The organism is Desulfothermobacter acidiphilus, assembly GCF_052073645.1.
In the GTDB taxonomy this organism is placed as follows: Bacteria; Bacillota; Desulfotomaculia; order Desulfotomaculales; family Ammonificaceae; genus Desulfothermobacter; species Desulfothermobacter acidiphilus.
On record NZ_CM125440.1, the window covers coordinates 1,279,699 to 1,301,116 of the forward strand.

Below are 21,418 nucleotides of genomic sequence, written 5' to 3' on the forward strand. Positions count from 1 at the left end.
CCCTATCCCTCAGAGACCAAGCGAAATTTTTTGCGCATGATCACCCGCGTCCCTTTTCCAGGATGAGTTTCCACCTCCACCTCATCCATCCAGAAACGCATAAAGTCGAGACCCAAGCCCAGGCGCTGGGAATCAGCCGCTTTCTCCGGCGGAAGAGGGTTGTCTGGAATTCCGGCACCCCGGTCCTCCACGTGGATTTCCAAAGAGTCACCGTTAAGGAAAGCTTCGATAACCACCAGGCCCTCGGGATCACCCTGATAACCGTGAACGATAGCGTTGGTCACCGCTTCGGAAACCGCTCCTTTAACCTCCTCTAACTCCTCCACCGTAGGGTCAAGCTGGGCCGCCAAGGCCGCCACCACTACCCGAGCCAGCCCCACGTTTTCTGGCCGACTCGGCATCTCCAAGCGGAAGCGATTAGCCACAAGCCTCACCCCTAAGAAACGCCCGAGCCTCTTCCTGGGAAGCGAAAAGCGGGCATAGGCGCAGCACCCCGGCCAGCTCCAATACCCGCTTCACCTGGTAAGAGGGAGCGGCGAAAAGCACCTTACCTCCCGTCGCCGTCACCCGCTTGTATCGCCCTAGGATAACTCCCAAACCAGTGCTATCTATAAAAGACACCGCCGATAAATCGAAAACCAGAAAGCGCACCGAATAGCGGTCCAACGCCCCCTCGAGCTCGCGCCGCAAGGTCTCAGCCACCCGGAGATCGATCTCCCCGGAAAGTCGAGCCCACAGCACTTCGTCTTGACAATCCAAACGAAGCAACTGCTCTTCCCCCCTTTGCTTAGAAGGGGGATTCGCTGTCTATACCTTTTTTTCCTGCAATCCACTGTTAAAGCAAAGAATGTTTCCGACCCCTATTCAGACCCCCTTGGTGAATCGGCGCCACACCTTGTTCCACAAGGTGTAAAAGTCGGTTTCCGCTACCTCGCTAGCCGCTACCAGGGGAACGCGCAGCTTCTCCTCCCCATCTTGCTTCACCACCCAATAGCCCACTCGATCTCCCCGCCGCACGGGTGCCACCAGGCAATGAGGGAGCTCCGCCTCCTGAGTAATTCCCTTGTCGTGCCCTCGCGGTACCACTACTACCACCTCTCGCCCAATGAGCACATCAACTCGATCCTCCTTCCCCCGCTCGACCGGCAGAGTAGCCACCCGCTCCCCCTCTGGCATCAGGGTCAACGCCTGGTACTGGGAAAAGCCCCAGTTATAAAGCTTAATCGATTCCCGAAAGTGGCTACGCGGTTCCGGACAACCCAGCACCACTACTACTAAAGTCAGACCTTTTCGCTGCGCAGCTGAAGCCAGACAATACCCCGCCTCCTCGGTCCAACCGGTTTTCCCAGCGATGGTTCCTTGATACCACCAGAGAAGCTTGTTGGTGTTGAAAAGCTGGAACTTACCACCTCGCAAGCTGTGCTCCTTTATCTGCGCCAGTTCGCGAAAAAGTGGGTGCCGCAGGGCTTCCCGTAAGAGCAGGGCCTGGTCATAAGCGGTGGAATACTGCTCGCCATCAGGCAGGCCAGTAGGGTTGACGTAGCGGGTGTTCTCCATACCCAGAGCTCGCGCCCGGGCGTTCATGGCAGATACAAAAGCCTCCGTGCTGCCGGCCACGTGCTCGGCTACGGCCACGCTGGCATCGTTGGCCGAAGCGGTAGCTACAGCAATGAGCAATTCCCTAAAAGTCATAACTTCCTGGGGGGCCAGAAAAATCTGTGAACCGCCCATCCGGGCTGCCTCCTCGCTGGCCGTCACCCGGTCGGTGAGCTGGACTTTACCCTGTTCCACCGCCTCCACCGCCAGCAGCAGGGTCATGAGCTTCACCATACTGGCAATTGGTTGCTTCCGATGCAACTCTTTATCGCCCAAAACTTGGCCGCTGTGCGCCTCCATGACCAAAGCGCTCTTGGCCGTGGTAGCAACAAAGGGTGAGGCACTCACTGGCCTTCCCACCAGCAAAAGAGCTATTAAGGGTAGGAAAACCAGCGCCCCTATTTTACAACGCAAGTCGATTCCTCCTTCCCATTCTTTTTACCCACAGTCTTTCCGGAAAACCAACAGTTTAACAGCCTCCGCGGTAACCAGAGAGGTTTCTTGGAGCGAAGCGGAGGCCCTAGTGCTTGGCAGTTTTAAGTGGGGGTAGCACTTTCAAGAGAGGTGAACTCGCTGCACCCAAAACTAATGTTTTTCTAATCTTTCCCTAATTACCCTCTAAGGTCCAAGAGGTATTCTTTACTTGCCGGTGGCCACCGGCAGCAAAAATCAAAGGAGGCGAAGAAGATGGATCGCAAATGGTGGTTAGGTTTGGGTAGCGGGTTGTTGATCCTCGGTTCGGCGCTGGGAGTAGCGCACGCAGCGGTAACTAGCAAGGCGTATACCCCTGCAGCGGTAAGCCAGGTTCAAACTCAGTCCCAGCTGCAAAACGCCGCAGGAACTGACACCGAGAAAAAGACCCTGACCAGCGAAGGGGAAGCAGCCAAGGGGGCGGAGGACGAAAACCTCCCTGGCGGAGGGCACGCCGATCCCGATGGGGCCAACATTGATCACCAGTTCCAGGGCGTAGAGTAATAAGCCAAGCTCCCATCGAAGGCGCGGGGGTTGTCCCCGCGCCTCTTCCTTTGCGAAGCCTTGCATCGGAGAAGCAAATTTTGTAAAGTGGAAGCTACCACACGATCACTCGCCGCCTGGCTGCCAGGAAAGACTTAGGGGGAAAAGACCGATGGTTACCGAAAAAAATTGGAGCGTCTTCGCCGAGCTCGACGGCCCTGGATACCTTTGCAAAGTAACCGTCTATGTGCCCGACCGGCCAGGAATCCTCGAGCCTCTGGCCCGCACCTTCGCCACTCACAAAGTCAACATCACCTACTTCTACTACAACCGCTCCGAGCACCCGCACCGGGTGCTGATCGAGGGACGAAGCGAAGACTTACAGGCGCTGCAGCAGGTGCGCCAGGGACTGGAAGAAAAATGCCTGCTGCGGGAACAAGCGAGTTCCAGCCTGAAGCTGGGAATAATGGACCTGCATAGCCTTCTGCAACTGGGTGTCTATTTAGAGCCCCGTCCAGGCACGCTAGCCGCCTTCGCGCATCTATTGCACCAGCGAAACGCCAACGTCATCTACATGGCTTACAATGAGGCCCTCTCTCCCACCACCGCCACCGTGACCCTAGTAGTGCAGGACACCCGGGAAATTGACGAACTCCTCAAAGACCTGCACCGGGCCGGATACTACTACAGCGTGGAGTATCAGGGGGCTGAAGAAAAAGAAGCTGAAAATATTATCGGTCTTAACCTGGTAGAATACTTTTATTTCCGCTTGAAGCGGCTGCTGGGAGAAGAAGACACCGAAAAACTGCGCCGAGTGGTGGAGGCTTCTCAGAAGCTAAGTGAAGCTTTGGTGAGTTTTTACCGGGAAGCGGGCAAAGACCTAGCAGCCAGCAAGGTCTTCACCAATATCCTCACCTTTGCCGCCTCTTCGCGTTTCAAAACCGGGGAGCGCTTCTCGTATCGCCGCCTCCCCTCCTTGCCCCTAGGAGAGCTGCTGGTGCACTCTTTCCGCTTGCCCACCGGCGGCAATCTCTACTTGCTGGAAAGCGGCGAGGAATTGGTTATGGTCGATGGAGGTTACGGCATTTACTACCAGGACGCCAAACAGATGCTCAGAGAGAATGGCTTCCAGCCGGAGCGCGTCCGCCGCATCCTTCTCACCCACGCTGATGCCGACCACGCCGGTATGGCCGGCCATTGGGCTCGGGAGTGGAACAGCCAGGTTCTTTTGCATCCCGATGCCGAACCCGTTCTGGAGCACGAAAACCGGGCCTGGGGCAGCGGCTCGCATCTCACCGAACTCAACCATTACTTCACCGTATTGGTCAACGCCTTCACCGATTTCGTCCCGCCCCCGGCTTGGAAACCCTTCTCACGCCAGGAGAGGGGACAACGGCACGGCTTTCCGATCATCGCCACCGTAGAAATGGAAAAGACCGTTCTGGAGGTACTGGAAAGTAAGGGAGGTCATGTCCCCGGGCAGGTCTTTTTCCTAGAGGCGCAAAAGGGGCTTATCTTCACCGGCGACTATCTCCTCTTCGTTCCCAGCTTGGATCCCAAAGAAAGGGATTTTCTTAATCTGCCCAAATTCATGATTACCAGCACCAACGCCAATTCTCTACTCTTCCGAGAAGAGATGCAAGCACTCCAGGAGCTGGTTTTAGAATTGGACGCGAAGCTGGAAGGGGAAAACCGGGGAATGCTGGTGTTGCCGGGACACGGCGACTATTTTCCCGCCCGGTTACTCAGGCAGTGAGTCCCTTCTAGTTCAACTTCTTGCGGCGCAGGCGGGCCAAGAAGAAGCCGTCCATACCCTGGTAAGGCATGATCTGTATGTAGCCGTGCCGCAATGTGCCTTCCCGATCCAAAGCGCGGGGTAGGAAGGGAAGCAAGTCTTCCAGCATAAACTCGGGGTGGCGGGCCAGGAAATGTCTGATCTGCTCCAAGTTCTCCGCCTCGCCCAACGTGCAGGTGCAATAGAGCAGCACTCCTCCCGGACGCACGCAGGCCGAAGCGCTGTCCAGTATTTCCTGTTGTAAAGTTATCAGAGAGGAAAAAATATTCGGTTCTTTACGCCACCTTATGTCCGGTTTGCGTCGCAGCACCCCTAAACCGGAGCAGGGCACATCGGCCAAAACGTAATCTGCCTGCCCGGCAAATTGCACATTGATGCTGCGGACATCGGCTTGCAATGTTTCCACGCTCTTTAATCCCAGCCGCCGGGCATTAGCCACTACCAGAGACAAGCGGTGAGCGTACACGTCCAACACCAGGATGCGCCCGCTATCGCGCATGAGCTCCGCTAGATGAGTGGCCTTGCCTCCGGGAGCTCCGCACACATCGAGGACAAAAGCACCCGACGCTGGAGCTAGAGCGTGCGCCGCCAGCATGGAACTTTCGTCCTGAATGTAGAAGAGTCCCTCATGATAGGCCGGAAGGTGTTGCAGATCGAAGAAACCCTGCACTCTGATGCCCTCAGGAGCGTATCGGGTAGGGCTGACCCGGAGATCGGCCTCCTTCCGCAACCGCTCCATCAACTCTTCCCGGCTGGTACGCAGCAGGTTGGTCCGAAGAGTGGCAGCCGCAGGCTGATTATTGGCTTCACAAATGCTAATGGTCTCTTCGAGACCAAACTCTTGGAGCCACCGCTTTACCAGCCAGGTAGGGTGCGAATACTTGAGCGCCACATGATCCACCGGATCTTGCTGAAGATCGGGAAAGGAAATCTGATCCTTGCGCTGCACCACGCGCCGCAATACCGCGTTGACGAAACCGGTCATGGACGTAGGGGCGTATTTCTTGGCCAGTTCCACCGCCTCGTTGGTCGCCGCGGCCGGTGGAATGCGATCCAGATAAAGGATCTGGTACACCGTCAAGCGCAAGATATTGCGGATCCAGGGATTCTGCTCGCATAAAGGCCGCTTGATAAACTTGGCCAACACCCAGTCTATGGTATTGAGGCGCCGCAAGGTCCCGTAGCAGAGCTCGGTGAGCAAAGAGCGCTCGGGACCTTGAGGCTGATACCTCCGCATCACCGAGGTCAGCGCCAGATTTCCGTATGCCCCCTCCACATCCACCGCGTACAGCACCCTCAACGCCAATTCCCGCGCCGATACAGCCACTACTTCAACTCCCCTAAAACGACCCCCGGCGTAACCGGATGTCCCCGCAGAAATTCCGCAACCCGCAAGCGTTTACCGTTGGCCAGCTGGAGCTCTTGCACCAGCACCGCTCCTTGCCCAGCCCGCACCACGATACCGGAAGGGTCTACCCCTAAAATCTCGCCCGGCACTCCACCGAAAGGACCGGAAAGCGCCCTGACCCGCCAGATCTTAAGCAGCTTCCCTTGATAAGAAGTGCGAGCTCCAGGTGCCGGATCAAGCGCCCGCACGAGGTTTTTTATCCGTTCCGCCGGTTCTTCCCAGCGGATGATCTCGTCCTTGCTCTGCAGGGGAGGAGCGTAGGTGGCTTGAGTGTGATCCTGGGGGCGGGGGTGGATCTCTCCACGCTCCCACAGCTTGAGCGTGCGCACCAGGAGCTCGGCTCCCAAGCGCGCTAAGCGATCCTGCAAGGAACCAAAGCTCTCTTCCTCCCCTATCGCCAGGGGCTCCTGCAGGAGAATATCTCCCGTGTCCATCCCCTCGTCCATAAGCATGGTGGTGACACCAGTCATCTTTTCCCCGGCCAGTAAGGCATGTTGAATAGGAGCTGCTCCTCGATACTTGGGCAACAAGGAGGCATGGAGGTTAATGCAACCACGGGGAGGGAGCTTTAGCACCTCGGGAGGCAAAATCTTCCCATAAGCCACCACCACGATGACCTCTGGTTCCACCTGGCTGAGAGCAGTAAGCACAGAGGAGTCTTTAAGGCTCCCCGGCTGGAGACACGGCAGCCCGTGGCGCTCAGCCCACTCCTTGACCGGGGGCGGAGCCAGCTTGCCTCCCCGCCCCCGCGGACGGTCGGGCTTGGTGATCACCAGGGCGATATCATGCCCTGCCCGCAGCAGAGCCTCCAAGGAAGGCAAAGCGAAGACCGGAGTGCCCATAAATACCAGTCTCAAGACTCACTTCTCCTCGTAAATTTTTTCGGCTCGGTCGATGAAGAGAACACCGTCCAGATGGTCGATCTCGTGCTGCAAGGCGCGAGCCAAAAGGCCCTCGGCGGCCACCGTGACCTCCTTTCCCTCCGGGTCCCAGCCCTTGACCTTTACCTGCGCCGATCGCACCACCTCTCCCCAGCAACCGGGAACGCTCAAGCACCCCTCCCGACCTTTCTCCTCCCCGGCTCGATCCACTATCTCCGGGTTCACCAGTTGGTAAAGCCCCGAACCGGTGTCCACCACGATGACGCGCAGCGAAACCCCCACCTGAGGCGCAGCCAACCCCACTCCCTGATAGCGGTACATGGTTTCCGTCATTTCCCGGATAAGCTTTTGCACCCGGGGGGTAATCTTGTCCACCGGCTGGGCCTGCTCCCGCAAAACCCCGGCATCTGGGTCGGTAACTACCACAATGCGTTTGCCCGCCACTCACAGCAACCTCCTATAACATGCTTAAAGGATCAACATCAATGGTCACTTTCAAACCCGAAAGAGCACGGTGCCTCTGACGTTCCCAAACCGTCCCCAAACTCTGGAGCAGAGACTTAATTTTTCTCCCTTTTAAAATAATATGCCATCGCCACAGTCCTTTCAACTTGGCCAGGGGACAAGGAGCTGGGCCTAGAATCTCTACCTTCTCGCCCGCTTCGGCCCCCAGCCATTCCCGCACCCAGCGAGCTCCTTCTTGCACCCGGTTCTCCCAGGGGCCGCTTATCACCACGCGGGCTAAGTGAGCGAAGGGCGGGTAACCAAAGCGGCGACGTAAGAGCAGTTCCCGGTGGGCAAAAGCCGCATAGTCTTGTCGAGCGCTAAGGCGAACAGCGTAATGCTCCGGGCAATGCGATTGAAAGATTACCTCACCAGGTCTTGCACCCCTTCCCGCCCTTCCGGCCACCTGGTACAACAACTGGAAAGTGCGCTCGGCCGCCCTAAAATCAGGCAGGGTGAGCGTAAGATCGGCGTTAATCACCCCCACCAGGGTCACTCCGGGAATATCTAATCCCTTGGCCACCATCTGGGTGCCTATAAGAATATCAACTTCCCGGCGCAAAACTGCCGCCAGAATATCGGCGTGACTTCCCCGCCTGGAAGTAGCCTCGGCGTCCAGGCGGACCACCCGGGCCTGCGGAAACTTCTCCTTAACTTCAGCTTCTAGCCGTTGCGTTCCTGCGCCCAAAAAACTTAACTCCCCCTGGCCGCAACGGGGGCAGAGCAAGCAGGACAGCCGGATCCGATAAAAACAATAATGGCATAAAAGCTGATCCGGCTGGTGAAAAACCAAGGGGATATCGCAGTGAGGGCACCGCAGGATGCACCCGCAGAAGGGGCAAAGGACGAAGGGAGCGAAACCCCGCCGGTTAAGGAAAAGGATTATTTGTTCCTGGGCCGCCAGCTTCTCCTTAATGCGCTGTAGCAACCGGCGGCTGAAAAGCCCTGGCTGGCCCCTCCGGTACTCGCGACGCAAGTCCACCAACTCCACCCGGGGTAGATCCCCTTCCGCCCGCTGCGGGAGTTGCAGTAACTCGTAGCGCCCAGTAAGGGCGCGGGCATAGGTCTCCAGCGAGGGGGTAGCGCTACCCAGGAGCACCACTGCCCCCGCCCGCGCCGCTCGAGCCAGGGCCACCTCGCGGGCATGATAACGGGGTGCCTGCTCCTGCTTGTAGGCCGGCTCGTGCTCCTCGTCCAGCACCACCAACCCCAAGCGGGTAAGGGGAGCGAACACGGCCGAGCGCGCCCCGATTACCACCGTAGCCGCCCCATCCCGTACCCGTTGCCAAGTTGCTCCTCGCTCTTGCTTCCCCAAGGCACTATGAAGCAAGGCCACCCGGTCACCCAGGCGAGAACGGAATTGCTCCACCAATTGGTGAGCTAGTAAGATCTCCGGCACCAACACCAGTGCCTGCAGCCCGCGCTCCAGAGCACGCAGCGTAGCCTGTAAATACACCTCGGTTTTCCCGCTGCCGGTCACGCCGTGGAGGAGAAAGAACGAGGGCCTCCGGTGTTCCAATGCCTGTTCCACCCGCGCCAGAGCTCCTCGCTGAGCAGCAGTGAGTAAGGGTCCGGTCGCGAGATCTGGCGCCCGGGGAAACACCGCCTTCCTGGTTTCTTCCCGGTAGATCAATCCCTTCCGCTCCAGCGCTCGCAGGGTGGCAAGAGTCACGCTGGCCTCGCGCCGCAAAGTAAAGGCGTCGATGCCAGGGAAAGCCAACACCATGGCCAGCGCCCGCAGTTGCGCGGGGGACCGGGAAACCGGACCCGCCAGCACCTTCTCCCCCTCCAGCCCCTCGGCTGGGAAATAACCCCCTTCCTGCCCTTCTCTGGGAGGGGTCATGGCCAGCAGAGCTTCCCCCAGCGAGCATAAGTAGCGCCGCGCCACCCACCGCCCTAAATCCAACAACTCGGGGGGGAGAGGGGAGTGCGATTGCACCTGGAGCAAATCCCGGAACTCGGTGACGCCTGGAGGAGAACTTGCGCTCACCTCCACCACCACCCCCGCCACCGAACGTCCCCGGAAGGGCACGGTCACCTGCACTCCCGGAGCCACCCGTCCCTCTAGCTCCGAGGGAATCAGGTAGCTGAAAACCTGCCGCCCTGCCGGCAGAGGCAGGGCCACCGCCACCTGAGCCACCGGTCCCTTGACCTCATCCATCGCGCCCCACGCTCTCTACCAGCAAATCGATCAACCGGTGAGAGCAGGTAAGCTTATCCAGTTGCGGCATATTTACCAGGCGCCCGTTAGCAAAAAGCACCGATACCACGTTAGTATCGGCACCAAAACCGGCCCCTTGCTGGGTTATATCGTTGACCACGATCAGATCCAGACCCTTGGCCTTGAGTTTGGCCCGCGCCTTCTCCAGCGCTTCCCCCGCTTCGGCAGCAAAACCCACCAACAGGCGTCGCCCCTTTTTGCGGCCCAACTCTTCCAGAATATCGGGGTTACGCACCAGAGGAAGGAGTATCTCTTCCGGCCCTTTTTTCAGCTTACCCGCCACCCGTTCCTTAGGGCGGTAATCGCTCACTGCTGCCGCCATGATCACCACGTCGGCGTCGGCAAAATGGCGTTCCACCGCTGCCTGCATCTCTAGAGCCGAGGTCACCGCCACCAACTCCACTCCGACAGGAGGGGGTAAAGCGGTGGGGCCGCTTACCAGAACCACTCGCGCCCCGCGGTCGCGAGCCGCCCGGGCCAGAGCGTACCCCATCTTACCCGAGCTCCGCGAAGTCAGTATCCTCACCTCATCCCAACTCTCCCAGGTGGGGCCAGCGGTAATCAAGAAGTTCAGACCTTTTAAGTCCTGAGGGAGAAAAAAACGGTTTATTTCTTCCAGCACCTGCTCCGGTGAAGGAAGGCGTCCCGGCCCTTTCTCGCCGCAGGCCAACCGCCCTTCCTCCGGGGGTAGGAAAATATAGCCTCGCTCCCGCAGGCGCCGAATATTATCCTTCACGGCGGGATGGCTCAACATCTTCTGGTTCATAGCCGGGCAAACCAGCACCTGGCCCTCGTAGGCTAGCAAGGTGCTGGTGAGTAAGTCGGAGGCCAACCCCCAAGCCGCTTGAGCCAGGAAATTGGCCGTAGCCGGATAAACCACCAGCAACTCGGTTTGGCGAGCCAGAGTAATATGAGGAACGGGATCGGGAGCAGCGAAGAGCTCGTGGTAAACCGGGCGGCCGGACAGCACCTCGAACGTTAAGGGGGTCACGAATTCTTTGGCGGCTCGGGTAAGCGCCACCCTAACCTCGGCCTCTGCTCGGGTCAGCAGAGAAACCAACTCCACCGCCTTGTAAGCGGAGATCCCCCCCGTCACCCCTACGGTCACCTTTTTTCCACGCAAGCCATCGGCCACCTGGGACAGCAATCTTATCCTTCCTTTCCTGCTCCGGGGTAGATAAACTTAACCTTACCCGCGGCTATTTGCTGCAGAGCTTTAGACACCGGCTTACCGTTTTCCTCCATAAGGCCAGCGTTCATCTTTTCATTGAGTTGACGCGCTAGCTTGGCCGCTAGCAAAGCCAGCACGTAGCGATTCCGGGTAAGCTTCAGCAAATCATCCAGCGGTGGTTCATTCATTGGCATAGAAACTCTTCCACCTCCACTAGCGATCAAAAAGCGACCTCAGCCACGGAAACTGCTGGCGGAAAGAACGGTGCCTTTCCGCTAATCTTATGGCCTCCACCGTCGCCACGGTATCTTCTAGGCGGTCATTTACCACCGAGTAATCGTAGCGGGGATAAAGGGCCAGTTCCTGCCGAGCCCATTCCAGGCGTTGCTGCTGCGCCTGCCAGCCCTCCGTGCCCCTACGCGCCAGGCGCTGCCGCAACTCCTCCCAGGAAGGGGGAAGCAGGAAAACGAGCACGCTGTCCGGACAGTTTTCACGGACTTTGAAACCTCCCTGCACATCGATCTCCAGTAGCACGTCCCGGCCAGCTAGCAGGGCCCTGTCCACCGGCTCACGAGGCGTGCCGTAGTAGTAAGAATAAACTCGTGCCCACTCTAGCAACTCGCCTCGGGCCACCATTTCTAGAAATTGTTCTTCCGAGACAAAAAAATAGTCCTTTCCGTCTATCTCACCAGCGCGCGGAGGGCGAGTGGTTACCGAAATCGACAGGTACAAAGAGGGATCACGAGCCAGCAGGGCTTGGCAAACCGTCCCCTTGCCCACTCCGGAAGGGCCGGAGATTACTAGCAAAAGCCCCCGCTTCACTCCCGCGCCGACTCCTCCACCTTAGGAGTGAGTCGGTTGGCTACTGTTTCAGGCTGCACCGCCGAGAGGATAACGTGATCGGAATCGGTGATAATCACCGCGCGGGTACGCCGCCCGTAAGTGGCATCGATTAACATACCCCGGTCGCGAGCCTCGGTGATAATGCGTTTAATCGGGGCCGATTCTGGGCTAACGATGGCTACTATGCGGTTGGCGGAAACGATATTGCCAAAACCTATATTTATCAATCGGATTCCCAATTCCTTTTTCCCCCTTTGCTCATTCGATATTTTGCCCCTGCTCTCGCACTTTCTCCAGTTCTCCTTTGGCCTCCAAAACCAACCGGTTCAAAGCCAGGCTTTGCGCTTTGGCCCCCAGAGTGTTGAGTTCGCGCAAAATCTCCTGGCAGAGAAAATCCAACTGCCGTCCCACCGGCCCCCCGGTCTCCAGGAGCTCACGTAAACAGTCCAGGTGGTGCTCCAAACGGACCAACTCTTCCGTAACATCAGCACGCTCGGCCCAGAGCGCCACCTCTGCCGCCAAGCGCTCAGGACTTACTTCCACCTCCCACAAACGGACCTTCTCCACCAGCCGGGTACGGTAATGCTCCACCACTTCGGGTGCCAACTGCTGCATGTCCCGGCTAAGTTTAAGCAAGCGATCCACCCGAGGCCGCAGATTCTTCGCCAGAGCCTGACCCTCTTTTTCCCGCGCCGCCAACAGCGCCTGCAAAGCCTGGTTTGTAGCCTCCTCTACCAGAGGCCAGATCTCTTCGCTGGGCCATTCGCTGATCGAAAGTACCCCCTGCCCAACGGTGAGGACAGTCTCTAGCCGCAAAGGCTCATTAACGCCCAAAAAACGGCGCAAATCTTCCAATGCCTCATAATAAGCTTTAGCCAAGGACTTGTCAACTTTTACCGTAACTTTCCTGCTCACCGGTTCGATGGCAAAATAAACTTCCACCCGGCCGCGGCTGATCCGGGCCTGAATGAGACGGCGCAAGGCATCTTCTAAACCCAAATACAGGCGCGGCAGACGGAGTTGCAAATCGCAGAAGCGGTGGTTCACCGATTTGATTTCCACCACTGCCCGCCCCTGGGGCCCCACCGCTTCTCCGCGACCGTAACCGGTCATGCTACGCAAAATCCCCGCGATCGTTCTCTCGCCTCCTCCCTTACCATTTCGGTAAGCGGTTTTCAACATTATAAAAGCAAAATCCCGGTGCGAGCAAGAAAAAAGGGCCTTACAGGCCCTAAAGCTTGGCAAAGCGCGTCTTAGTTAAACGGTACTCTGTTCTAAGGTTCTTATCACCTTAATGGCAATATCCACGATAAACTTTTGCTCGGCGGCAGTGTAGGGGGGAGCGGAGGCGGGAAGCAGAAAACGGCAGTCGCCTACTTCGGCTTTTTCCACCTGGCACTTGTCGCCAGGGCGAGCTCCGGGCACGGTGACGAACCCCGAGAAGGCGAAGTCCTCTTTGTGATAAGCCAGGGTGCCTTCGCCGGTAACCGCAGGCGGTGTCTTGTAAACTATATTTTTCTCCACCGTGCCATTGAAGATAACCTTGTCGGTGCACACGTGGCACTCGGTTACCGTGACCGTGAAGAGCTCCTCGACCACCTCGTAAACGGGCACGGTGAAGGCCAGCTGGCGCACTAACAAAATCTGAGAAGTACCGACTCCCACCACTTCGTCTACCTGATAGTACGGCATGAACTACTCCTCCTCCCCCAGAGGGCGAAACTTTGAGTCGCGCGAGGCCACGGTAATTTGCTCCGTTCGCACCACCTTGATGGTGATGGCCGCGACCATCTTTTGCTTGGCCGTGAGGATATGACCCAAAGCGTCCTTGGTGATAGGAATTAACACTGTAGCGTCCTTGACCGTGGCCGCCACCACCTGGCAGTGATCTCCCGGCAACGCTCCCGGCACATTAACAAAACCAGCGAAAGGCAGCACCAGCTCGTGATATACCACCGCTCCCTCTCCGGTATAAGGGTCGGGCGGCGCCTTATACACTATGTTCTTACGCGCCTCACCGTTGAAGATCACTTTATCAGTGCAAGCATAGCAATCGGTAACCTTGATCTTAATTTCCTCCTGCAACACTTCATAAACCGGGGTGGTGAAGGTTATGGTGTCAGTTACCAGCAAGATTTCCGTGCTCTCTTCCCCCACAACCAATTCCGTCTTAATAACCGGCATAGATCCTCTTACCTCCTCTCAACTGATTAGCGAAACATCATCCACATCCACGGCGCCGTATCCCTTCTTGTCGAAATATACTCTCCCCCAGACCGCCGGGGCCGGCACTCTTCCGGTTAAGCGCCAGTAAGTGCGGTAACCGGCCGGCAAAGACGGGGACACCACCACCTCCGTTCCTAAAGCCAGTAAATTCTTCTCTCGATCCAGCCACTCCACTCGGCCGCATAATACCGGAGTTCCTAGCACCGACCTAGTGCTGAAACGAAAATCCAGTTGCTGCCCTGCCACTACCGGAAAATCCTGGTATAACGTGGCCTCCCGGTCAGGGTCCCGCCCCAGTTCCACAGCGGCCGCGCCACTATGGGCAGCGGAGGTGAGGGAAAAATTCTCTCCCTCCCAAAAGAGGGGCGCCTCTCCCCGCCAAGACTCAAAATCGCCGTTACGTAGGCATTCACGCCGATGGGAAACCGCTCCCCCCAGCACCAGGGTCGTGCTTGCGGCTTTCGAGCGGGAGCAGGCCACCGAGCTCGGGGCGGAGGCGCAACGGTGTTGGGACAAGGTCAACATTATTTCCAGCAGTAAGAGCAAAAACACAACCTCTCGAGCAGCGTGGCTAGAGGAGTTATGCTCTTCCCGGGAGCGCCTTTCCCCTTTATTTTTCCAGTTATTCTCCACCGCGAACTCCCAACCAGCCGTCTGGCGCTTGCACCGCAAAACCAACGCGCATCCTCCTCCCGGTAGCCAGTTTATGAATCCTGGGCCGGTTTTGCTTATCGCCCGAAAGGAGAGACGACGCCGAAGATTAACCAGCGCGCTTGCCAGCGGCGCTGGCCGCTAGTCGGGAAACGAGAGAGTAAAGAAAGCGGGAATGACGTGCCAAAAGAGGAGTGAACAGGGCCATCAACAAGACGTAAAGAGCAGTCATCGCCTCCAGGAAGGGATGGGAGCCGCCTTTGACAGCCATACTGGCAATGACAACGGCGAATTCACCGCGCGCTCCCAAAGTGGCACCGACGTTAAAGGCCGCCCTTCCTCGGTAACCAGCCAGATAGGCACTGAGCCAACCCACCAACAGGGTTCCGAGCAAGGTGACCGCGGCGGCTAGCACCGCCTTATCCAGGACCAGATAAAAGTGCGAGTATTCGATTCCCATGCCTATGGCCAGGAAGAACACTCCCCCCAGCAGATCCTTAAGCGGCGTGAAAAGGGAAAGCAGAAGCTTAACGTGCCTGGTCTCGGCCAGAACCATCCCCAGTACCAGGGCTCCCACTCCCTCGGAAATGCCCAGACGCGGGCATAGATAGACGGTAAGGAGGAGAAGGAAGAAAGAAAATACCGCCACCGCTTCGCTGTGCTTGAGATCCAGCACCCAATCCAGAACTGGCCTGAGCTTTTTCCCTATGACCAAGGCTAGCAAAATGCCCCCGGCGGCCAACACCCCGCTCACCCAACTTGTCCCGCCCGGGGCCAGCCACAAGGCCGAAAGCAAAGCCAGGAACAGGGCAGCGAAGATGTCGTCCCAGACTGTTAGGCCCAGGATGTACTCCGTTTCAGGATTGGCCGTGCGCTTGAGCTCCATTAGCAGGCGAGCAATGACGGCGCTGCTGGAGAAAGTGGTGATGCCGGCCACCGCCCAGGCCTCTGGAAGGGAAGCGAATAGCCACCAACCCAGCAGGAACCCACGCAGAAAATTAAGGCCTACGTAAAGCGTACCACTTCCTGCCAATAGCGGCACTTTTTCTAGCAGCCGGGAGACAGAAAACTCTAATCCTAGATGGAAGAGAAGCAAAATCAGACCCAGGTGGGCCATCAAGGTGAGGGGCTCAGTGAAATACAAACAGCGCAGAGGTTCTGGAGCGTGGGGTCCCAGGAACGCGCCCAGGAAGATGAGCAGCGGAAGGGAACAAAAACGCATACGGCGAGCTAAAAGAACGGCTCCACTAACGCCAGCGAAGAGGATCACCAACTGGCCTAAGTTCGCTTCCGGCACTTACGACCTTCCCGCTAGGGCGGCGAAGCGCTCCACCGCATCGCGCCTCCCGGCCACGATCACCATTTGCCCGGGGACGAAGGTAAAAGAAGGGCCAGGGTTGATTGCCACCGTCTTTTTCCGGCCGTGCTCTCCCTCCTGCACTACTCCTATCACCGTGATGCCCAAATTCTTTCTTAAACCTAGCTCTCCGATACTCTTGCCTGCCAGGGGAGCTTCCGGCCGGATTTTGATCCATTCGATAAAGAGCTCCGCTATAGCCGCCTCCAATTTTTCCAGCAACCGAGGCTGATAAAAGGCACCCCCGATGATAGATCCCACCTGCCGCGCCTCCTGGTCGGTGAGAGAAACCGAACAGTGGGGCTCTTCCTCCCCCGAAGGAAAAAAGAAGAGCTCGCGCTCCCCTTCGTCGTAAATAATTATGTCCAACCGGTCACCGCTTTCCAGGGTCACCGAGTACTTCTTCCCCAGTCTCGGCAACTCGGCTTCGCGAATCACAGCCAAGCCCCTTCCCTCCGCCTCGTTTTCTTCGCCCTCCGGCACGGTAAAAGATCGCTTGCCGCGTCTCTCCCAGACCCCCGAGGGGTTTTAGCCTAGCTGAGCCCGAGCCAACTCTACCAACTGCCCAAAAGCGTCCCGATCGTGCACCGCCAGGTCGGCCAGCACCTTGCGGTCCAGCTGCACCCCCGCCTTCCTAAGCCCGCTTATAAAGCGGCCGTAGGTCAGCCCTGCCTCTCGGGCAGCAGCGTTGATGCGGACGATCCAAAGCCGCCGGAAATCGCGCTTCCGCGCCCGCCGATCCCGGTAAGCATACATCAGGGAGCGCATGACCTGCTGTTTAGCCACCCGGTAGAGCTTGGACCGAGCTCCCCAGTAGCCCTTAGCCATTTTGAGTATTTTCTTACGCCTGCGGCGGCTAACCACAGTCGTTTTCACTCGCGCCATACTAACAAGACCTCCTTAAAATTTCTTCTAAAGATAGGGAAGCAAACGCTTTACCTGCGCCGCGTCCCCCGGGCGCAAAACCTTCTTGTAGCGGAGGCGCCGCTTGCGCCGCCGATCTTTTTTCTCCAGCAGGTGGCTCTTGCCAGCGTGCCCCAGAGCCACGATTTTACCCCGTCCGGTTTTTTTGAAGCGCTTGGCTGCGCCTCGGTGAGACTTCATTTTTGGCAACACCGCGCCCGCCCCGGCTCGCAACCGGTAGCGAGCTCACACCTCCTTCGGTCCTTAATCTTCGGCTATTTCTTCCTTCTTGACGCCCCGCCCCGACTTAGGGGCCAGGATCATTATCATGTTGCGGCCTTCTAGCTTGGGAGCGCGCTCTACCATGCCCACCTCCGCCGCCTCTTCTTTGAGCCGATCCAACAGGCGCTCTCCCAGTTGGGGATGGATAATTTCCCGCCCGCGAAACATAATGGTCACTTTAACCTTATCTCCGTCCTCAAGAAAGCGGATGACGTTGCGCGCCTTGACCTGAAAGTCGTGCTCCTCGATGTTGGGGCGAAATTTGACCTCCTTGATGGCCACCAGATGCTGCTTCTTACGCGCCTCCCGGTCTTTTTTGCTCATCTCGTACCGGAACTTGCCGTAGTCCATGATTTTGCAGACCGGCGGCCGCGCTTGAGGCGCTACCTCCACCAAATCCAGACCCCGCTCTTCGGCCAGACGCAAAGCCTCGCTTAGAGGTACGATTCCCACCTGCGTGCCATCGGTATCCACCAGACGCACCTCACGGGCTCTAATCTCTTCGTTCACGCGGTGTTCCTTGACGATAACCTATCCACCCCCGGTTTACGTGCTTATTCATTAAATTAGAGGCGGACTTCCGCCCGCCTCTGTAGCCGCGCCCATTCTTAGCCAAAACCTCGAACCTACTGTGGCGGCGAGCGAGGAGGCGCCCCTTAAAGAGCACAAAGGTTTGGCGCCATTATAGCACGCCTACAAAACCACCGTCAACTAGTGTCTGCCAGGTCAAGCCTGGGGAAGAAAAGCTAGTGGCGCTCACCGGGCTCAGACACCGTGCTGGGACGCCAATAACAACCCGCTAACTTCAAATTCTTTATCCCCTCTAGCCTAGCCGGGTGTTTTCACCACCAGCAAGGGGAGGGCAAGGGTGTGAGAGAGATGGTAGACTTCACTGCTTAGCACGTAGTGCCAGCGGCTCCTCGTTCCCCAATCCCCCACCACCACCAGCGCGTAATCGGGATCGGAAGCCACCAATCGCTCCACCGCTCGCACTGGCTCTTCGGCTAGCACCAGAGAACGCGCTCCCACGCCAGCCGCGCGAAAAATCGCCAACGCCCCCCCGATCACTTCGTCAGCACGCAACTGGAATTGCCGCCCGAGCTCCTCTTGCACCAGCCAGCCGACCCCCGGCAGGGAAGGAACGCTTTCTTGAGGAGTGGCAGCGTACAGCAAAACCATCTCCAGGTTCGGATTAGCCTTTACTAATTTAACAGCTGTCGATGCTATTTCCGCCACCAACTCTTCGTGCAGCAACACCAGGCACTTAGGCATCACCCTTGCCCTCCAAACATCCGTCGAATTTCCGAAGGTTCCCTTCCTTCTGCATCAACGATTCCCAGTTCTTTCATTTTAGCGTAAAGAGTGGTACGGCTCATACCCAGAGCTCGGGCGACCGCAGTTTTATTGCCCCGGTGCTCCTCTAGGGCGCGTAAGATGGTAGACCGCTCCACTTCCGCCACCATTTCCTTCAGGGGCAGCACCCCTTTGTCCTCCGCTGCGGACCAGGGAGCTTCACTTCCGCGCCGAACGGCTTCCAGCAAGTAGTCGGGCAGGCTCTCCGGACCGATCACGCTTCCCCGGGCCAGCAGCACCGCTCGTTCGCAAAGGTTGCGGAGCTCGCGCACGTTGCCCGGCCAATGGTAGTGAAGGAGGAGATCGGCCACACTTCGCGTAAGCCCGCTCACCTGCTTGCCGAACTTTCGATTGCTGAGGCTTACAAAATAATCCACCAACAGCATAATGTCCTCCTTACGCTCGCGCAGGGGGGGCAATTTTATCTCCACCACGTTCAAACGATAGTAAAGGTCCTCGCGGAAGAGGCCAGACTTCACCCTTTCCTCCAGGTTGCGGTTGGTAGCCGCGATAATGCGCACGTCCACTCTCCGAGTCTCGGTTCCCCCCACCCGCTCGAAAGCCTTCTCCTGGAGGAAGCGGAGCAGCTTGGCTTGTAGAGCCGGGCTGATGTCACCAATCTCGTCGAGAAAAACCGTGCCCCCGTCGCCCAGCTCGAACTTACCCGGCTTGCGGGTATGAGCTCCGGTAAAAGCTCCCTTCTCGTGGCCGAAGAGTTCGCTCTCCAAAAGGTTCTCCGGAATAGCGGTGCAGTCGATCTTCACGAAAGGCTGGTTTTGACGTGAACTATTGTAGTGGATGGCCTCCGCCACCAACTCCTTGCCCGTTCCGCTCTCCCCCTCGATCAGAACCGTGACGTCGGAATCGGCTATGCGCCCGATAGTCTTATAGACTTCCTGCATAGCGGGACTGCAGCCTATGAGCGTGCCCGGTCGGGGCACCACCTCCCCCTTACCCACAGCCACCAGAGGCTCCGCTACGGTGGTGGCCTTGGTTAGAGTGCTCAGGAGCTCATCCAGGTTAATGGGCTTAACGATGTACTCGAAGGCCCCGTGGCGCATGGCGTTAATGGTGGTCTGGGTGTCGCTATAGGCAGTCATCAGAATAACCGGGACTCCGGGATGCCGCTCACGCATAGCTTGCAACACCTTTATGCCGTCCATCTCTGGCATCCGTATATCCAACAAAACGGCTCGGGGGCGGAAAAGATTAACTTTCTCCAGCGCTTCCCGACCGCTAGTGGCGGTGACCACGCTGTAACCCGATTCCTCCAGAACATCCTTCAACGCCTCGCAAACGCTCTTTTCGTCATCGACCACCAAAACCAACTTAGGCACTCAACTTCACCTCCTCCAGGGGGAGATAGATTCGGAAAGTGGTGCCCTTTCCCACTTCACTTTCCACCTCTATTTTACCTCCGTGCGCCTCCACCACCTCTTTGACCAGGGACAGGCCCAGCCCCGTGCCTCGAGGTTTGGTGGTAAAGAAAGGTTCAAAAATCTCCTGCTGGTGCTGAGGCGGTATCCCGCACCCGGTGTCCGAAACCTCGAGCACCGCGCTCGCCCCGTCCTGGCTGCGGTAGGTACGCACCGTGATCGTCCCTCCGTCGGCCATGGCCTCCCGAGCGTTGAAGACTAGATTCTGCAAGACCCGCTCCATTTGCTCCACATCTAGCAGCACCGCCGGAAGATCGTCCGCCAATTCGGTCTGGATCTGGATCTGGACCACCTCCTGGAAAAAGCGCAAGGAATCGATCACCAACCGATTGAGTTGGTAAGGCACTTTCTTAACCTCCGCTGGCTTAGCCAGGTAAAGAAGCTTTTCCACCAGAGTATCCAGGCGGTTGATCTCTTCCCGCATGGTGTTAAGCGGCTTTTCGGGAAACCGGCCGCTTTTACGCCACAACTGCAGGTAACAGTTGATAGCCGTGAGAGGGTTGCGGATCTCGTGCGCCACTCCTGCCACCAACCTCCCTAGGGAGGCCAGCCGCTCTTGGCGCCGCATCTCTTGCTGCAGACGGACCCTCTCGGTAACGTCCTGGATGGCAAGCACTGCCCCTATGATCTGCTGCTCGGCCACCAACAGAGAGGTGCTGACCAGAAGTTGGCGCTCGCCCGCCTTCCCCCCACCATAAGGTACCAGGTAGTCACGGACTTCCCGACGCTGCTGCAAGGCCTGCTCTAGCAAGGAAGCAAAGGGAGTCCCCTTCGGCAGCATCTCCCAGTAATGTTTACCAGTTCCATCGACTGGCAGCCCTAACAAGCGACAAGCAGCAGCGTTGGCCAACATGACCTGCCCCTCGATGTCCACCACCAGCAGACCCTCGGCGATGGTAGCTAGCATCACCCGAGTGTATTGTTGTGTTCGGAGCAGTTGGGCCGCCAAATCGTTCACCGCAGCCGTTATCTCCCCCAGTTCTCCTGCCGCTAAGGGCAGCGGGTGAGACAGATCGTAGCGTAAATGGCGCAGGCCCTCTTTAATTTGGTTTACATTATGCACAAAACGATGTACCACGGCCAGCGCTCCTCCAAAGCCGGCTATCACCCCTAAGGCGATTATGGCGTAGGCCACCCCTAGCACAGCGTGGCGGTGGGCGGCTAAGCTGCCCAGGTCCTCCGTAGCCCAAACAGCACCGATAATTTCGCCGTTGCGCCTAAGAGGCCTATAAACCTCCAAAACCCCGCCTTCGGCTGGCCCTAAAACTTCGGTTTTAGCCTGGCCTTGCATGGCTTCAAGAAAATTGCTGCGGCGGCGGCTGGAAAAGTTCTCTCCCGCCTGACTTTGAGGCGAGCCGTCGATAATCCGATCCAGAGAAGAAGAGTAAAAACCTAGTTCCACCCCTGGATAACGGGAGCGCAGGCGCTCAATGGCGCCGCGCAAAGCCGCGTTTAGCGCCGCCACCTTTTCCCGAGTAGGAGCTGAGTCCGGAACCCCTTGCTGGGCTAGCAGCACCTGGAACCCCCCGGCAGGAAGAACCTCATCCAGCTGCTCCGCTGCCTGTTGGAGGCGAACCCGCTGATTCTCCAGCATAGCCGCCTCGCTCTTGCTTATAGTATGCAGCATGAACACGGTCACAGCCACGGGAACCAGCAGCAAAAGCGCTACCAAAGCGATGATTTGCCGGCCAAAAGCGAAGGAAAAGCGCAATGCGACTTCCCCTCTCCTTGATCACATAACCTTTTCCCACCTCTCATCATAGCGCGCCGATACCTTAGGGAACAAGGACGAAATTAGCCCCAAATAAGACGAAAAGGCAGGACAAGCCGTCCTGCC

The 21,418-nt window shown here is 57.8% G+C and carries 25 protein-coding genes; 2 read left to right on the top strand and 23 right to left on the bottom strand.

All coding sequences use genetic code 11. The features are described from left to right. Window positions 1-2: 2 nt before the first annotated feature. The 3 genes from spoIIAB to ACTLLP_RS06620 all read right to left on the bottom strand — a co-directional run bounded on the left by spoIIAB (window position 3) and on the right by ACTLLP_RS06620 (window position 2,010). Window positions 3-425, bottom strand: coding sequence for an anti-sigma F factor (gene spoIIAB / locus ACTLLP_RS06610; RefSeq protein ID WP_441058184.1), 423 nt, complete (start codon window positions 423-425; stop codon window positions 3-5). Further along, window positions 418-768 (bottom strand): STAS domain-containing protein, encoded by a 351-nt coding sequence (locus ACTLLP_RS06615; RefSeq protein WP_441058186.1) that lies wholly within the window; start codon window positions 766-768, stop codon window positions 418-420. The genes spoIIAB and ACTLLP_RS06615 overlap by 8 nt, the downstream gene beginning before the upstream one ends. A gap of 96 nt (window positions 769-864) precedes the next feature. Next, window positions 865-2,010 (bottom strand): D-alanyl-D-alanine carboxypeptidase family protein, encoded by a 1,146-nt coding sequence (locus ACTLLP_RS06620; RefSeq protein ID WP_441058188.1) that lies wholly within the window; start codon window positions 2,008-2,010, stop codon window positions 865-867. Between the two features lie 273 nt (window positions 2,011-2,283). Here ACTLLP_RS06620 and ACTLLP_RS06625 point away from each other — a divergent pair, with 273 nt between their 5' ends. Together ACTLLP_RS06625 and ACTLLP_RS06630 are read left to right on the top strand one after the other, a co-directional pair. Beyond that, the gene (locus ACTLLP_RS06625) at window positions 2,284-2,571 is read left to right on the top strand and encodes a hypothetical protein (RefSeq protein ID WP_441058190.1); all 288 of its coding nucleotides are present in this window, start codon (window positions 2,284-2,286) and stop codon (window positions 2,569-2,571) included. Between the two features lie 151 nt (window positions 2,572-2,722). Next, complete coding sequence (locus tag ACTLLP_RS06630; protein ID WP_441058192.1) at window positions 2,723-4,306, top strand: MBL fold metallo-hydrolase; 1,584 nt, start codon at window positions 2,723-2,725, stop codon at window positions 4,304-4,306. Window positions 4,307-4,313: 7 nt separating this feature from the next. Here the strand turns inward: ACTLLP_RS06630 and rsmB are convergent, their stop codons facing one another. The 20 genes from rsmB to atoS form a co-directional block, all read right to left on the bottom strand. Further along, on the bottom strand, window positions 4,314-5,672 hold the full coding sequence (gene rsmB, locus ACTLLP_RS06635; protein ID WP_441058194.1) for a 16S rRNA (cytosine(967)-C(5))-methyltransferase RsmB: 1,359 nt from the start codon (window positions 5,670-5,672) through the stop codon (window positions 4,314-4,316). Beyond that, window positions 5,672-6,610 (bottom strand): methionyl-tRNA formyltransferase, encoded by a 939-nt coding sequence (gene fmt / locus ACTLLP_RS06640; protein ID WP_441058196.1) that lies wholly within the window; start codon window positions 6,608-6,610, stop codon window positions 5,672-5,674. The genes rsmB and fmt overlap by 1 nt, the downstream gene beginning before the upstream one ends. 3 nt (window positions 6,611-6,613) lie before the next feature. Then, a complete protein-coding gene (gene def, locus ACTLLP_RS06645) occupies window positions 6,614-7,078 on the bottom strand; it encodes a peptide deformylase (protein WP_441058198.1) in 465 nt (154 codons plus the stop codon). 13 nt (window positions 7,079-7,091) lie between these two features. Further along, entirely contained in the window at window positions 7,092-9,299 is a 2,208-nt protein-coding gene (gene priA, locus ACTLLP_RS06650; RefSeq protein WP_441058200.1) for a replication restart helicase PriA, read from the bottom strand. Beyond that, the gene (gene coaBC, locus ACTLLP_RS06655; protein WP_441058202.1) at window positions 9,292-10,506 is read right to left on the bottom strand and encodes a bifunctional phosphopantothenoylcysteine decarboxylase/phosphopantothenate--cysteine ligase CoaBC; all 1,215 of its coding nucleotides are present in this window, start codon (window positions 10,504-10,506) and stop codon (window positions 9,292-9,294) included. Before coaBC ends, priA begins: the two co-directional genes overlap by 8 nt. Before the next feature lie 2 nt (window positions 10,507-10,508). Next, entirely contained in the window at window positions 10,509-10,724 is a 216-nt protein-coding gene (gene rpoZ, locus ACTLLP_RS06660) for a DNA-directed RNA polymerase subunit omega (RefSeq protein ID WP_441058204.1), read from the bottom strand. Between the two features lie 19 nt (window positions 10,725-10,743). Then, window positions 10,744-11,352: a guanylate kinase gene (gene gmk / locus ACTLLP_RS06665; RefSeq protein WP_441058206.1), complete on the bottom strand. Its 609-nt coding sequence runs from the start codon at window positions 11,350-11,352 to the stop codon at window positions 10,744-10,746. Beyond that, window positions 11,349-11,612: an extracellular matrix/biofilm regulator RemA gene (gene remA / locus ACTLLP_RS06670; protein ID WP_441058208.1), complete on the bottom strand. Its 264-nt coding sequence runs from the start codon at window positions 11,610-11,612 to the stop codon at window positions 11,349-11,351. The genes gmk and remA overlap by 4 nt, the downstream gene beginning before the upstream one ends. A 19-nt stretch (window positions 11,613-11,631) precedes the next feature. Continuing rightward, window positions 11,632-12,486, bottom strand: coding sequence for a YicC/YloC family endoribonuclease (locus ACTLLP_RS06675; RefSeq protein ID WP_441058210.1), 855 nt, complete (start codon window positions 12,484-12,486; stop codon window positions 11,632-11,634). 144 nt (window positions 12,487-12,630) lie between these two features. After that, window positions 12,631-13,065: a DUF3794 domain-containing protein gene (locus tag ACTLLP_RS06680; protein ID WP_441058212.1), complete on the bottom strand. Its 435-nt coding sequence runs from the start codon at window positions 13,063-13,065 to the stop codon at window positions 12,631-12,633. A gap of 3 nt (window positions 13,066-13,068) precedes the next feature. Then, entirely contained in the window at window positions 13,069-13,557 is a 489-nt protein-coding gene (locus tag ACTLLP_RS06685; protein WP_441058214.1) for a DUF3794 domain-containing protein, read from the bottom strand. An 18-nt stretch (window positions 13,558-13,575) separates the two neighbouring features. Continuing rightward, entirely contained in the window at window positions 13,576-14,277 is a 702-nt protein-coding gene (locus ACTLLP_RS06690) for a hypothetical protein (RefSeq protein ID WP_441058216.1), read from the bottom strand. Between the two features lie 82 nt (window positions 14,278-14,359). Next, window positions 14,360-15,547: a cation:proton antiporter gene (locus ACTLLP_RS06695; protein WP_441058218.1), complete on the bottom strand. Its 1,188-nt coding sequence runs from the start codon at window positions 15,545-15,547 to the stop codon at window positions 14,360-14,362. Beyond that, window positions 15,548-16,045: a cation:proton antiporter regulatory subunit gene (locus ACTLLP_RS06700; protein ID WP_441061691.1), complete on the bottom strand. Its 498-nt coding sequence runs from the start codon at window positions 16,043-16,045 to the stop codon at window positions 15,548-15,550. A 90-nt stretch (window positions 16,046-16,135) separates the two neighbouring features. Then, window positions 16,136-16,492 (bottom strand): 50S ribosomal protein L20, encoded by a 357-nt coding sequence (rplT, locus tag ACTLLP_RS06705; protein WP_441058220.1) that lies wholly within the window; start codon window positions 16,490-16,492, stop codon window positions 16,136-16,138. A 27-nt stretch (window positions 16,493-16,519) separates the two neighbouring features. Further along, on the bottom strand, window positions 16,520-16,720 hold the full coding sequence (rpmI, locus tag ACTLLP_RS06710) for a 50S ribosomal protein L35 (protein WP_441058222.1): 201 nt from the start codon (window positions 16,718-16,720) through the stop codon (window positions 16,520-16,522). 54 nt (window positions 16,721-16,774) lie between these two features. Continuing rightward, the gene (gene infC, locus ACTLLP_RS06715) at window positions 16,775-17,302 is read right to left on the bottom strand and encodes a translation initiation factor IF-3 (RefSeq protein WP_441058224.1); all 528 of its coding nucleotides are present in this window, start codon (window positions 17,300-17,302) and stop codon (window positions 16,775-16,777) included. A 318-nt stretch (window positions 17,303-17,620) separates the two neighbouring features. Continuing rightward, the gene (locus tag ACTLLP_RS06720) at window positions 17,621-18,064 is read right to left on the bottom strand and encodes a putative universal stress family protein (protein WP_441058226.1); all 444 of its coding nucleotides are present in this window, start codon (window positions 18,062-18,064) and stop codon (window positions 17,621-17,623) included. Next, the gene (locus ACTLLP_RS06725) at window positions 18,064-19,482 is read right to left on the bottom strand and encodes a sigma-54-dependent transcriptional regulator (protein ID WP_441058228.1); all 1,419 of its coding nucleotides are present in this window, start codon (window positions 19,480-19,482) and stop codon (window positions 18,064-18,066) included. The genes ACTLLP_RS06720 and ACTLLP_RS06725 overlap by 1 nt, the downstream gene beginning before the upstream one ends. Then, complete coding sequence (atoS, locus tag ACTLLP_RS06730) at window positions 19,475-21,292, bottom strand: two-component system sensor histidine kinase AtoS (protein WP_441058230.1); 1,818 nt, start codon at window positions 21,290-21,292, stop codon at window positions 19,475-19,477. The genes ACTLLP_RS06725 and atoS overlap by 8 nt, the downstream gene beginning before the upstream one ends. Window positions 21,293-21,418 lie beyond the last annotated feature (126 nt).

Excerpts from the sequence above, each read along its gene's own strand:
- ACTLLP_RS06675 (WP_441058210.1), bottom strand. The coding sequence starts at position 12,486 with ATGACCGGTTACGGTCGCGGAGAAGCGGTGGGGCCCCAGGGGCGGGCA.
- rplT (WP_441058220.1), bottom strand. The coding sequence starts at position 16,492 with ATGGCGCGAGTGAAAACGACTGTGGTTAGCCGCCGCAGGCGTAAGAAA.
- ACTLLP_RS06680 (WP_441058212.1), bottom strand. The coding sequence starts at position 13,065 with ATGCCGTACTATCAGGTAGACGAAGTGGTGGGAGTCGGTACTTCTCAG.
- ACTLLP_RS06720 (WP_441058226.1), bottom strand. The coding sequence starts at position 18,064 with ATGCCTAAGTGCCTGGTGTTGCTGCACGAAGAGTTGGTGGCGGAAATA.
- ACTLLP_RS06625 (WP_441058190.1), top strand. The coding sequence starts at position 2,284 with ATGGATCGCAAATGGTGGTTAGGTTTGGGTAGCGGGTTGTTGATCCTC.
- ACTLLP_RS06685 (WP_441058214.1), bottom strand. The coding sequence starts at position 13,557 with ATGCCGGTTATTAAGACGGAATTGGTTGTGGGGGAAGAGAGCACGGAA.
- rpoZ (WP_441058204.1), bottom strand. The coding sequence starts at position 10,724 with ATGCCAATGAATGAACCACCGCTGGATGATTTGCTGAAGCTTACCCGG.
- priA (WP_441058200.1), bottom strand. The coding sequence starts at position 9,299 with ATGGATGAGGTCAAGGGACCGGTGGCTCAGGTGGCGGTGGCCCTGCCT.
- ACTLLP_RS06630 (WP_441058192.1), top strand. The coding sequence starts at position 2,723 with ATGGTTACCGAAAAAAATTGGAGCGTCTTCGCCGAGCTCGACGGCCCT.